The following is a 12476-nucleotide window of genomic DNA, read 5'->3' as shown; positions in this document are numbered from 1 at the left end:
TGTGCTGATGGGGCGGGTCCGTGACCGCGTCGAGCAGTCCGGCGGGGAGCGGTGGGCCGGAACCCCCCCCGGGGCCCCCCCGGGGGCCGCTCCCGTGGGGGGGGGCGCCCCCCGCCGGGGGCGGGGCCCCCCCCCGCTTCGGTACCTGCGGTGCACGCACCCTCAGGTGATGCTGCCGCTCGCGAAGTACGCGCGGCAGACCGTGCCCTCGAAGTCGGTCGCGATCTGCAGCACCCTGCTGCCGTCGGGCGAAGGCAGCAGCGGGGAACTGTAGTTCTGGCAGTAGTTCACTTCGGGATTCGGCACGGTCACCGGAGACGACATCGTGGACCACGGTCCGCTGCCGTTCTGCGTGTTGGTGAGGATCGTGCGCCCGCTGCCTGCGGCGGGGGTGCCGTCCCGGTTGAGCAGGCGCTGGCCGATCAGCAGGATGCGCCCGTTGGAACCGCCGCCCGGCGTCGGCGCCCAGGCGATGGTCGGCGCGGCGCGGAAGTACCTGCCGTCGGCTGTCTCGGGACGGAAGCCGAGGTGGGCCGGGTCTCCCCAGTTCCAGCCGTCGGCGGACGTCCGGTAGTGCACGACGCACTGGTACTGACCGCCCGGGTTGCAGATCTCGTAGCTCATGAAGTACGTGCCGTTGGGCAGCTTCCGCACCACCGGCATACCCGGCCGGTCGGGTGACCAGCTGCTCGCCACGGTGTTCTGGCGGCCCTGCCAGGTCACCCCGTCGTAGCTGCGTACGGCGACGAGCTTCTGGCTGTGCGCCGCGTCGGTCTCGTCCGCGTAGTGGCAGACCAGTGCGCCGTCGGCCGCCACGGAGAACTCGGGTTCCCACAGGCCGCCCGTGCCCTCGGCGACGGCGCAGGACGACAGGTAGGACCAGGTGCGCCCGATGTCGTTGCTGCGCCAGATCCGCAAGGCCATACGACGGTTCGACTCGTCCTGGCCCGCGGAGGCGGCCCAGAGCAGCGTGCCGGCCGGCATCGCGCCGACCCGCCGGGGCAGCTCGAACAGGGTGGAACAGCACAGACCTTGGCCCGCCGCGGACTCCGGGTCGGTGACTGCGCCGACCTGGTGGAAGGTCGCCCCGGAGTCCGTGCTCTCGTGGATGGCGCCGATGCCGTTGTTGCCGTCGAAGGTCACGGCACTGGCGAGGACGCGGCCGTTGGCCGATCCGCTGTGCGCCAGCCGGATGGCACGCGGGTACAGGCCGGTTCCGTCTCTCAGCGGAGTGCCTGTCGCCAAGGGGGCGGTGTCCGTCGCGGCACTCGAGGCGGGCGGCGGGGAAGCGGTGGCGCCGGTGGGTATGGCCAGTGCCAGGCCGAGCGCTCCGGTCAGGGCGACCAGGAGCGCTCGGGCCGGCCGGCGTGCGGAGGGGTCACGACGGCGTCCGAAGGCATGCGGAATGCGCGGAAGCAGCACCGTTCTTCCTTCCTCGAAGGTGAAATTCCGCGCCAGGTTAGAGCCGCGTGTACATCGATGTAAATGGGCCGGAGAGGTTCCGCTCAGCGGGAGTTGTGCTCAGCGGCGGCGCCCCCGCGCCGCCCAGCCGCTGCCGATCCCCGCGACATGCAGGGCGAGACATGTGAGCCCGAGCAGCATGACGTTGGTCGACGTGAAGACGTCGTTGGTGGATATGTCTGCCGCATTGATGAGAAAGGCGATGAAGAACAGGACCGCCGCGATGATGCCCAGCACGATGTGCCTCCTTGGCTAAGGGGAATCGACCGATGGTGCCGTCTCTCGCGTATGCCCCCGGCCGACCGCATCACGCACTGCGGCCTTGGCCGCTGCCCTGCCGGACAGATCGCGCGCGTCGTGCAGAGCGGGCGAAAGGGGGTACGCGGCCGGGAGGGACGAGGAGCGGAGGATCGCGATGTTCGAGGCCGGTGACATCCGGGAGTGGCGCGGCCACGATGTGGTCGACGACAGCGCACGCAGGATCGGCAGACTGGAGTCGATCTATGTGGACACCGCTACCGACGCGCCGTCTTTCGCCACCGTCACGGTCGGCATGCCGACTCGGCACCGCCTGGTGTTCGTTCCCCTCGCCGGTGCGACGGTCGGCCCTGGGTACCTGAAGGTCGCCTACGCAAAGCGCCAGGTCAAAGGTGCGCCGTCCATCGACATGGACGGCGTCCTGCCGGCCGGGGACGAAGGGACGGTCTTCGCGCACTACGACCTGGCGTACAAGCCCGGTGCGGACGGCGAGCGCCGGCTGGCGCGCCGCTGACGACCAACGACGATCCGGGAGGCGGCCGTGGCTCTGTTCTTGTTCCTGCTGCTTGTGGCGGTGGTGCTCGGCTTCATCGGCGTGCTCGCCGAAGGTCTGCTCTACCTGCTGGTCATCGGGGTGCTCGTGGCGATCGTCGACGTCCTCTACGTCGGAATGAAGATCCGGCGAGGCGGCAGGCGCCCGGTGCGATAGGTCTCGCGATCAGAGATGGCCGTGGCCGACCGACGCGGTGGCCCTCACGCCACCGACCCGATCCGCCCCGCCGGCGTCGACGTCGTGTCGTGGTGGATCGGGGTGTGGGCGCCGGTGAGGGAAACGCCGCTGCCGCCCCGCCGGTTGGCGACGATCTCCGAGGCGATCGACAGGGCCGTCTCCTCCGGCGTACGGGCGCCGAGGTCCAGTCCGATGGGGGACCTGAGCCGCGCCAGCTCCAGTTCGGTCACGCCGACCTTCCTGAGCCGCTCGTTGCGGTCCAGGTGGGTGCGGCGGGAGCCCATCGCGCCGACGTACGCCACCGGCAGGCGCAGGGCGAGCTGGAGCAGGGGCACGTCGAACTTGGCGTCGTGGGTGAGGACGCACAGGACCGTCCGGGCGTCGACGGACGTCCGTTCCAGGTACTTGTGCGGCCACTCGGTGACGATCTCGTCGGCCTCCGGGAAGCGGGCCTTCGTCGCGAAGACCGGGCGGGCGTCGCACACGGTCACGCGGTAGTTCAGGAATTTACCGATCCGCACCAGCGCCGACGCGAAGTCGATCGCACCGAAGACGATCATCCGCGGCGCCGGGACGGAGGACTCGACCAGCACCGTGAGCGGGGCGCCGCAGCGCGAGCCCTGTTCGCCGATCTCCAGGGTGCCGGTGCGACCGGAGTCGAGGAACGCACCCGCCTCCGCCGCGACCGTACGGTCCAGTTCGGGGTGGGCGCCGAAGCCGCCCTCGTACGAGCCGTCGGGGCCGACGAGAAGCGCGCGGCCCTTGAGGTCGTCCGGCCCCGACACGATCCGTGCGACCGCCGCCGCCTCCCCGCTCGCGGCCGCCCGCAGCGCGGACGCGAGCACGGGGCGGGCCGGGTCCCCGGCGCGTACCGGCGTGACCAGGATGTCGATGATGCCTCCGCAGGTCAGGCCGACCGCGAAGGCGTCCTCGTCGCTGTAGCCGAAGCGCTCCTGGACGGTCTCGCCGTCCTCGAGCGCCTGTTGGCACAGCTCGTAGACCGCGCCCTCCACACAGCCGCCGGAGACCGAGCCGATCGCCGTGCCGTCGGCGTCCACCGCGAGCGCGGCGCCGGGCTGGCGGGGTGCGCTGCCGCCGACCGCCACCACGGTGGCCACGGCGAAGTCGCGTCCCTGCTCGACCCACCGGTGCAACTCCTCGGCGATGTCCAACATCTCTCGGTCTCCTTGACAGCGGTTGTGCGGAGGGCGGTTCACACTGACCGGCGCACCGGCTAGTGCACGCCCATCCAGCTCTCAATGGGATTGAGGGCGAAAAAGACGATGAAGATGCCTGTCAGGGCCCACATGAACGCCCCGATCTCCCGCGCCTTGCCCTGAGCGATCTTGATGGCGACGTACGAGACGACGCCGGCCGCGACACCGGCCGTGATCGAGTAGGTGAACGGCATGATCACGACGGTGAGGAACACCGGGATGGCGGTGGCCCGGTCGGACCAGTCCACGTGCCGTGCGTTCATCATCATCATGGCGCCGATGACCACCAGGGCCGCCGCCGCCACCTCGCCCGGCACGATCGCGGTGAGCGGGGTGAAGAACAGACAGGCCGCGAAGAACAGGCCGGTGACGACCGAGGAGAGACCCGTGCGGGCTCCCTCGCCCACGCCGGTCGCGGACTCGACGAACACGGTCTGGCCCGACGCCCCCGAGACGCCGCCGATCGCGCCGCCGGCGCCGTCGATGAACAGCGCCTTGGACAGACCCGGCATCCGGCCCTTGTCGTCTGCGAGCTTGGCCTCGGTGCCGACGCCGATGATCGTCGCCATCGCGTCGAAGAACCCGGCGAGCACGAGCGTGAACACGATCATGCCGACGGTCATCGCGCCGACCTCGCCCCAGCCGCCGAACTCGACGTTGCCGAAGATCGAGAAGTCCGGCATGGACACCGCGGTGCCGTGCAGTTCGGGAGCGCCGCTGGCCCACTGCTTGGGGTCGATGACGTCGAAGGCGTTGAGGATGACGGCGAGCACGGTGCCGCCGACGATGCCGATCAGGATGGCGCCGGGGATGCCGCGCGCCTGGAGCATGAAGATGGCGAGCAGCGTGACCGCGAAGAGCAGCACGGGCCAGCCGGCCAGTTCGCCGGCGGGGCCGAGGGTGACCGGGGTCGCCTCGCCCTGGTGCACGAAGCCGGCCTTGTAGAAGCCGATCAGGGCGACGAACAGGCCGATGCCCATGGTGATCGCGTGCTTCAGCGCGAGCGGAATCGCGTTCATGATCATCTCACGCAGGCCGGTGACGACCAGCAGCATGATGACCACGCCGTACATCACACACATGCCCATGGCCTGCGGCCAGGTCATCTGCGGGGCGACCTGCGAGGCGAGCACGCCGGAGACGGACAGGCCGGCGGCGAGGGCGAGCGGCACCTTGCCGAAGAAGCCCATCAGAAGCGTGGTGAAGGCCGCCGCGAACGCGGTCGCGGTGATCAGCGCCTTCTGGGCGAGCGTGTCCCCCGCCGCGTCCTTGCCGGACAGGATGAGCGGGTTGAGCAGGAGGATGTACGCCATCGCCATGAAGGTCGTGACGCCGCCGCGCACCTCTTGCGCGACCGTGGATCCCCGGTGGGATATGTGGAAGTACCGGTCGAGCCAGGACCGTCCGGCCGGGACGCGGGTGCCTTCTCCCGCGTCGTCGGCTGTGGTCGCCGGCTCCAGTGACTGCTGGGTCATGTGGGCCTACTCCCAAGGTTCAAAGGGGCACCCGCGTCGACCGCCCTGACGGTCGACCGACCACGCGTGTGGCGCGGGATTTGGGAAGGTGCTTCGGCCGCACGACCCGGGGGACGGCCCGAGACGAACGAACAGGATGCAACTGTGGTGCTGGTACGTGCTGTGCTGCTGGTACTGCCGGTGTGTCAAGTTCCGCGAGCGGTGCGGTACTTGGTTCCTCCGGGCGGCGCGGCGAAGTGTGACGTTCCCGGCGCCGCCCGGAGAGCCTTGCTGGATTCCTTGCGGATTCCTCGCTGATCCCTACGCCGTACCGGTGAGGTGTTCCGGCCGTACCGGCGTGCGGTTCAGCTCCAGCCCCGTCGCGTTCCGGATCGCCGCGAGGACGGCCGGGGTCGACGACAGGGTGGGGGCCTCGCCGATGCCCCGCAGCCCGTACGGGGCGTGGTCGTCGGCGAGTTCGAGCACATCGACGGGGATGGTCGGCGTGTCGAGGATCGTGGGGATGAGGTAGTCCGTGAAGGAGGGGTTCCTGACCTTCGCGGTCTTGGGGTCGACGATGATCTCCTCCATGACCGCCACGCCGAGACCCTGGGTCGTACCGCCCTGGATCTGGCCGATGACGGACAGCGGGTTGAGCGCCTTGCCGACGTCCTGGGCGCAGGCCAGCTCGATGACCTTGACCAGGCCGAGCTCGGTGTCCACCTCGACGACGGCGCGGTGCGCCGCGAAGGAGTACTGGACGTGGCCGTTGCCCTGGCCGGTGCGCAGGTCGAAGGCCTCGGTCGGACGGTGCCGCCACTCGGCCTCGACCTCGACGACCTCGCCCTCCAGGACGTCCGCCAGGTCGCCGAGGACCTCGCCGCCGTCGGTGACGACCTTGCCGCCCTCGAGGAGCAGCTCGGCGGTGGCCCAGGCGGGGTGGTAGGAGCCGAACTTGCGGCGCCCGATCTCCAGGACCTTCTCGCGAACGAGCTCGCAGGAGTTCTTGACGGCGCCGCCGGTGACGTACGTCTGCCGGGAGGCCGAGGTCGAACCAGCCGAACCCACCTGCGTGTCCGCCGGGTGGATCGTCACCTGGGTGACGCCCAGCTCGGTGCGGGCGATCTGCGCGTGGACGGTGACACCGCCCTGGCCGACCTCCGCCATCGCGGTGTGCACGGTGGCCACCGGCTCGCCGCCGACCACCTCCATGCGCACCTTGGCGGTGGAGTAGTCGTCGAAGCCCTCGGAGAAGCCGACGTTCTTGATGCCGACCGCGTAGCCGACACCGCGTACGACGCCTTCACCGTGCGTGGTGTTGGACAGACCGCCCGGCAGCTGCCGTACGTCCGCGCCCTCGCTGGACTCCCACTGGCGCTCCGGCGGCATGGGCATCGCCTTGACGCGGCGCAGGAGTTCGGCGACCGGCGCCGGGGAGTCGACCGGCTGCCCGGTCGGCATGATGGTCCCCTGCTCCATGGCGTTGAGCTGCCGGAACTTGATCGGGTCCATGCCCAGCTGCTTGGCCACCTTGTCCATCTGCGCCTCGTAGGCGAAGCACGCCTGGACCGCACCGAAGCCGCGCATGGCGCCGCAGGGCGGGTTGTTGGTGTAGAGGGCGATGGCCTCGATGTCGACGTCCTCGACCACGTACGGGCCGATCGCCAGCGACGAGGCGTTGCCGACGACCGCCGGCGAGGCGGAGGCGTACGCGCCGCCGTCCAGCACGATCCGGCACTTGACGTGGGTGAGCTTGCCGTCCTTCGTGGCGCCGTGCTCGTAGTAGAGCTTGGCGGGGTGGCGGTGGACGTGCCCGAAGAAGGACTCGAAGCGGTTGTAGACGATCTTGACCGGCTTGCCGGTGCGCATCGCCAGCAGGCACGCGTGGATCTGCATCGACAGGTCCTCACGGCCACCGAAGGCGCCGCCGACGCCGGACAGCGTCATCCGTACCTTGCGCTCGGGCAGACCGAGGACCGGGGCGATCTGCTTCAGGTCGCTGTGCAGCCACTGGGTGGCGATGTAGAGGTGGACGCCGCCGTCCTCGTCCGGCACGGCGAGGCCGGACTCCGGGCCGAGGAAGGCCTGGTCCTGCATGCCGAAGGTGTACTCGCCCTTGACGACGACGTCGGCCTGCTCGGCGGCCCGGGCCGCGTCACCGCGGAAGATCGGCTGGCGGTGCACGATGTTCGGGTGCGGGACATGACCGATGTGGTGGTCGTCGCGGCCCTCGTGGATGAGGATCGCGTCCGGGGCGGTCGCGGAGGCCTCGTCGGTGATGACGGGCAGCTCGCGGTAGTCGACCTTGATCTTGGCGGCGGCGCGGCGGGCCGTCTCCGGGTGGTCGGCGGCGACGATCGCGACCGGCTCACCGTGGTGGCGTACCTTGCCGTGCGCGAGGACCGGGGTGTCCTGGATCTCCAGGCCGTAGTTCTTCACCTCGGTCGGCAGGTCGTCGTAGGTCATGACGGCGTAGACGCCCGCCATGGCCAGCGCCTCGCTGGTGTCGATGGACACGATCTCGGCGTGCGCGACGGTCGAGCGGAGGATCTGCCCCCAGAGCATGTCCTCGTGCCACATGTCGGACGAGTACGCGAACTCGCCGGTGACCTTGAGGGTGCCGTCCGGGCGCAGCGTCGACTCACCGATGCCGCCCTTGGTCTGCGAACCCTGGGTGATCTTGGTGGGAGCGCCGTTGGTGGGCATCTGCTCAGACCGCCTCTCCCTGCCGGGCGGCCGCGAGGCGGACCGCGTCCATGATCTTCTCGTAGCCCGTGCACCGGCACAGGTTGCCCGACAGCGCCTCACGGATGTCCGCGTCGCTGGGGTTCGGGTTGTTCTCCAGCATCTCGTCGGCGGCGACGAGCAGACCCGGCGTGCAGAAGCCGCACTGGACGGCGCCGGCGTCGATGAACGCCTGCTGGATCGGGGAGAGCTCGGTGCCCTCACCGGTCTGCGAGTCCTGCCCCTTGGCGGCCCACTGCTTGGCGTCCTGGAGCGAGGTACCGCAGGCACCGGTGGCGCAGCCACCGTGCTCGGCACGCTGCTTGGCGAAGTCGGCGAGCCCCTCGACGGTCACGACCTCACGGCCCTCGACCTGACCGGCGGCGACCAGACACGAACACACCGGCACGCCGTCGAGGCGAACCGTGCAGGATCCGCACTCGCCCTGCTCACAGGCGTTCTTGGAACCGGGCAGACCGAGCCGCTCCCGCAGCACGTACAGCAGGGACTCGCCCTCCCACACGTCGTCGGCTTCCTGCGGACGTCCATTGACAGTGAAGTTGACGCGCATCAGGCGACTCCCTCCGTGCGGGCGGCGGTGCCGCGGTACGACTCCCAGGTCCAGGTCAGCGTGCGACGGGCCATGACTCCGACCGCGTGGCGGCGGTAGCTCGCGGTGCCCCGGACGTCGTCGATCGGGTTGCAGGCGCCGGAGCACAGCTCCGCGAACTGCTTGGCGACCGACGGGGTGATGATCTTGCCGTTGTCCCAGAAGCCGCCCTCTTCGAGCGCCGCGTTCAGGAATTCCTCGGCGGCCTTGGCCCGCACGGGTGTCGGGGCGGCCGAGCCGATCCCGGTACGCACGGTCCGCGTCTCGGGGTGCAGCGCGAGCCCGAAGGCACACACGGCGATGACCATGGCGTTGCGCGTGCCGACCTTGGAGTACTGCTGGGGCCCGTCGGCCTTCTTGATGTGCACGGCCCGGATCAGCTCGTCGGCGGCCATGGCGTTGCGCTTGACGCCCGTGTAGAACGCGTCGATCGGGATGAGGCGCGTGCCACGCTCGGCCGACTCGACCTCGACCTCGGCGCCTGCCGCGAGGAGGGCGGGGTGGGCGTCACCGGCCGGGGAGGCGGTACCGAGGTTGCCGCCGACGCCGCCGCGGTTGCGGATCTGCGGGGAGGCGACCGTGTGCGAGGCCAGCGCGAGGCCGGGCAGCTCGGCGCGCAGTTCCTCCATGATCTTGGTGTACGGGACGGAGGCGCCGAGCCGCACGCTGTCCTCGCCGACCTCCCACTCGGTGAGGTCGCCGATGCGGTTCAGGTCGAGGAGGTACTCGGGCCGGCGGTGGTCGAAGTTGATCTCGACCATCACATCGGTGCCACCCGCAATCGGCACAGCGGTGGGGTGCTCGGCCTTCGCGGCGAGCGCCTCCTCCCAGCTGGCGGGGCGAAGGAAGTCCATGACCGGCTCTCTTCTTCGTCTCGTGGGTCGTACGGTTTGAGCCAGATCAGGTGCGGCGGGCCCGGCTCGTTCATGTGCTGTTAACGCGGATTGACGTCAGTACACAGCGCCGTGCTCCATCGCGGTCAGTCACGGAAACCATGAAGGAGTTGGCTGGCCAGGGCGGGCATCTTGTAGATTCGTATGAACGGGGGTCACCAGTAACCTCCGCGTTTTTCTCTGGAAACACCGGGCACAGGCTTGTGACCTGGGACACCGTCCGAAAGACGACGAGCACCGCCCCCGGCGCCGCTCATCGGCCCGTCGACCGGGCCCCACCCACAGACCATCAAGATCCATCGTAGATTTCGAGACAAAGAACGGCGGCGACGAGAATGCGGCTGCGCGCACTGCTGGACACCGACGCGCTGGGCCTCAAGCTGCTCGGCGGCGAGGACGAGCTGGACCGCACCGTGCGCGGTGTGATGACCACCGACCTCAGGGACCCCAGCCGCTATCTCTCCGGCGGGGAGCTGGTGCTCACGGGATTGGCGTGGCGTCGCAACGCCGCGGACTCCGAACCTTTCGTCCGCATCCTGGCCCAGGCCGGGGTGGCGGCGCTGGGGGCCGGTGAGGCCGAGCTCGGCGACATCCCCGACGACCTGGTGCTGGCCTGCGCCCGTCACCGTCTGCCACTCTTCGCGGTGCACGAGTCGGTGGCGTTCGCGACGATCACCGAGCATGTCGTACGGCAGGTCAGCGGCGAGCGGGCCGGGGATCTCGCGGCCGTGGTCGACCGGCACCGCCGGATGATGACCTCGGGCCCCGCGGGCGGCGGCCCGGACGTGGTCCTCGACCTCCTCGGCTCGGACCTGGACCTGCAGGCCTGGGTGCTGTCGCCGGCGGGGCGGCTCATCGCGGGCTCGAAGGTCGGTGGCCCGGCGCTGCCCGCCGACGTGTGCGCGAAGCTGGCGGCGGAGCATCTCTCGGCCGCCCGCACGGGCCGCCGCGGCCCGCACCGGATGACCCTCGGCACCACCCTGTACTCCCTCTTCCCGATCCGCAGCAGCGGCCGCTCCGCGGCGCAGGCGGCACGGGACGTGCGCGAGACGGTCCTGTCGGACTGGCTGCTGGCCGTGGAGGCGGACGCGAGCGACTGGCCCGAGGAGCGGCTCGACCTGCTCCAGGGCGTCACCCAGCTGATCGCGGTGGAACGGGACCGCAGGGACGCGGCACGCACGGTCCGCCGCCGCCTCGCGCAGGAAGTCCTCGAACTGGTCCAGACGGGTGCGGCGCCCGCCGAGATCGCCGCGCGCCTGCGGGTCGCGGCACCGGTGCTGCTGCCGGGCCTGGGGGCCGCCCCGCACTGGCAGGTCGTGGTGGCCCGAGTCGAATGGGAGGGCAGCGACATCGAGGCCGGCCCGACCGCCCAGTCCCTGCTGGAGGAGATCCTGGTCGACCCGCTCGCGACCGGCCCCGAGCCCTCCGACCGCATCGCGGTGGCCCACACGGGCGACGAGGCCATCGCCCTGGTCCCCCTCCCGGCGGTCTCCGCGGAGCACGACGGCTCGGAGGCGGGCATCCACGCGGACGCGCTCCTGGACTCGGTCCGCGACCCGCTCTCCGCCGGCCTGGACGACGACGGCCGGGTCACCCTCGGCGTCAGCGCGGCGGTGCACTCGGCGGAGGGCCTGCGCGGCGCCCTGGAGGAGGCCCGCCACGCCCGCCGGGTGGCGGCGGCGCGCCCCGGGAGGGTCTGCGCGGCGGGCCACCAGGAGCTGGCGTCCCACGTCCTGCTGCTCCCGTTCGTCCCGGACGACGTACGCCGAGCCTTCACGGCCCGCCTCCTCGACCCGCTGCGCGACTACGACCGCCGCCACCGCGCGGAGCTGATTCCCACCCTCGAGGCCTTCCTCGACTGCGACGGCTCCTGGACCCGCTGTGCGACCCGTCTTCACCTGCACGTCAACACACTGCGCTACCGCGTGGGCAGGATCGAGCAGTTGACGAGTCGGGACCTCTCCCGCCTGGAGGACAAGCTGGATTTCTTCCTGGCATTGCGGATGAGTTGAGCTCACACCGGCCCCCCGCCGGATGGCACCAAGTGCCGCCACTGTCCCACGACTTTGTGAAATCCTTCACCCACCCTCTTGGCCGGGCGCGCGGATTCGTGCTGAGATGCCGCCACCACTCAACAGCTCAATGGTGTGCTCGGGGAGGGCGAGGTGGCGTATACCGCCATGTCTGGTAACGGAACGACCGCCGGTGACGATCCACTCCAGACCGCGGTATGGCGGCTGCGCTCACGCGCCTGCTGGGCGGACGCGGCGGCGCTGCTACAGCCGGTCACCGCGCAGGCCGCGCTCCAGCGCGCGGCGTTGCTGGTGGAGCGCTGTCTCTACACCGAGCAGGGCTGGGAGGAGGCCGAGGACGCACTCCGTACGGCCGAGGCGCTCGCTCACAGTGACGACGAGCGGGGCGCCGCCGCTTGTGAACGCGGGCAACTTGCCTACGCGGCGACGCTGCACTCAGTGCGCGACCGGGCCGACGAGGCGCGGGCCGCGCTGGGGCGGGCGGCGGCGCTGATCCCTCCGGGGGTGGCGGGGAGGGCGTTGCTGGACTTCCGCCGCGGTCTGCTGGCGGAGAACCTCGCACGTTCGCCGCAGGCGGCCCGGGCCGCGTACCGCCGGGCACATGCGGGTGCGACGGCCCATGCCGACCCGCTCCTCCTGTCCTTCACCTGGCGCCACCTGGCCGGACTCGCACTGCGCGAGGGGGAGTTGGCGGAGGCGCGGCACGGGTTCGCCGAATCTCTCCGCATCCGCGAGGAGCTGGGCTACCTGGTGGGTACCGCACCCGCGCTGGCGTCCCTGGCCGACACGGAGACCGAACCGGAAGCGACGCGGCTGCGGGAGGAGGCGCGACGCCTCTTCCGTCTTCTGGGCGGAGTGCCCACGTGGCTGGCCGCCCACCTGTCCCCGACTCCCCCGGCAGCGGACGCCGCCACGGCGTGACCCTCGAAGTCTTTACCTGTCCCGCCTCCAGGGACTGCGCCCCTTCGACCCCGGCCCCTGGGGGCTGCCGCCCCCAGACCCCCGCTGTCGGCCTGAACGGCCTCGTCCTCAAACGCCGGACGGGCTGAAAGGCCTGTGATTGAGACTATAAGTGTCGTCGGCAGGTGTGCAGCCC

11 protein-coding genes are annotated in these 12476 nt (G+C 70.7%); 4 read left to right on the top strand and 7 right to left on the bottom strand.

Features of this window, described 5'->3' with window-relative positions:
- Positions 1 to 162 precede the first annotated feature (162 nt).
- The gene (locus tag ACWGDB_RS13795) at positions 163 to 1422 is read right to left on the bottom strand and encodes a sialidase family protein (RefSeq protein ID WP_453822620.1); all 1260 of its coding nucleotides are present in this window, start codon (positions 1420 to 1422) and stop codon (positions 163 to 165) included.
- A gap of 99 nt (positions 1423 to 1521) precedes the next feature.
- Positions 1522 to 1698, bottom strand: coding sequence for a hypothetical protein (locus tag ACWGDB_RS13790; protein ID WP_328421727.1), 177 nt, complete (start codon positions 1696 to 1698; stop codon positions 1522 to 1524).
- A gap of 178 nt (positions 1699 to 1876) precedes the next feature.
- Here ACWGDB_RS13790 and ACWGDB_RS13785 point away from each other — a divergent pair, with 178 nt between their 5' ends.
- Together ACWGDB_RS13785 and ACWGDB_RS13780 are read left to right on the top strand one after the other, a co-directional pair.
- Positions 1877 to 2233, top strand: coding sequence for a PRC-barrel domain-containing protein (locus tag ACWGDB_RS13785; protein WP_453822619.1), 357 nt, complete (start codon positions 1877 to 1879; stop codon positions 2231 to 2233).
- 27 nt (positions 2234 to 2260) lie between these two features.
- Positions 2261 to 2428, top strand: a complete 168-nt coding sequence (locus tag ACWGDB_RS13780; protein ID WP_453822618.1) for a hypothetical protein — start codon at positions 2261 to 2263, stop codon at positions 2426 to 2428.
- A 44-nt stretch (positions 2429 to 2472) separates the two neighbouring features.
- On the opposite strand, the gene ACWGDB_RS13775 is transcribed toward ACWGDB_RS13780, so the two are convergent.
- From ACWGDB_RS13775 to ACWGDB_RS13755, 5 genes are all read right to left on the bottom strand, one after another.
- Positions 2473 to 3624, bottom strand: coding sequence for an XdhC family protein (locus ACWGDB_RS13775; protein WP_453822617.1), 1152 nt, complete (start codon positions 3622 to 3624; stop codon positions 2473 to 2475).
- 59 nt (positions 3625 to 3683) lie between these two features.
- Positions 3684 to 5141 carry an NCS2 family permease gene (locus ACWGDB_RS13770; protein WP_453822616.1) on the bottom strand — a complete coding sequence of 486 codons (1458 nt, stop codon included), beginning with the start codon at positions 5139 to 5141 and terminating at the stop codon, positions 3684 to 3686.
- A 300-nt stretch (positions 5142 to 5441) separates the two neighbouring features.
- On the bottom strand, positions 5442 to 7826 hold the full coding sequence (locus ACWGDB_RS13765) for a xanthine dehydrogenase family protein molybdopterin-binding subunit (RefSeq protein ID WP_453822615.1): 2385 nt from the start codon (positions 7824 to 7826) through the stop codon (positions 5442 to 5444).
- A 4-nt stretch (positions 7827 to 7830) separates the two neighbouring features.
- A complete protein-coding gene (locus ACWGDB_RS13760) occupies positions 7831 to 8415 on the bottom strand; it encodes a (2Fe-2S)-binding protein (RefSeq protein ID WP_453822614.1) in 585 nt (194 codons plus the stop codon).
- Positions 8415 to 9308: an FAD binding domain-containing protein gene (locus tag ACWGDB_RS13755; protein WP_453822613.1), complete on the bottom strand. Its 894-nt coding sequence runs from the start codon at positions 9306 to 9308 to the stop codon at positions 8415 to 8417. Before ACWGDB_RS13755 ends, ACWGDB_RS13760 begins: the two co-directional genes overlap by 1 nt.
- Positions 9309 to 9682: 374 nt before the next feature.
- Here ACWGDB_RS13755 and ACWGDB_RS13750 point away from each other — a divergent pair, with 374 nt between their 5' ends.
- Both ACWGDB_RS13750 and ACWGDB_RS13745 read left to right on the top strand, forming a co-directional pair.
- Positions 9683 to 11359 (top strand): PucR family transcriptional regulator, encoded by a 1677-nt coding sequence (locus ACWGDB_RS13750; protein WP_453822612.1) that lies wholly within the window; start codon positions 9683 to 9685, stop codon positions 11357 to 11359.
- Positions 11360 to 11512: 153 nt separating this feature from the next.
- Positions 11513 to 12301, top strand: coding sequence for a hypothetical protein (locus ACWGDB_RS13745; RefSeq protein WP_427839275.1), 789 nt, complete (start codon positions 11513 to 11515; stop codon positions 12299 to 12301).
- Positions 12302 to 12476: the final 175 nt, after the last annotated feature.

The organism is Streptomyces sp. NPDC055013, from assembly GCF_053608645.1.
The sequence above is the reverse complement of the archived record's forward strand: the minus strand, read 5'-3'. Positions and strand labels throughout refer to the sequence as shown.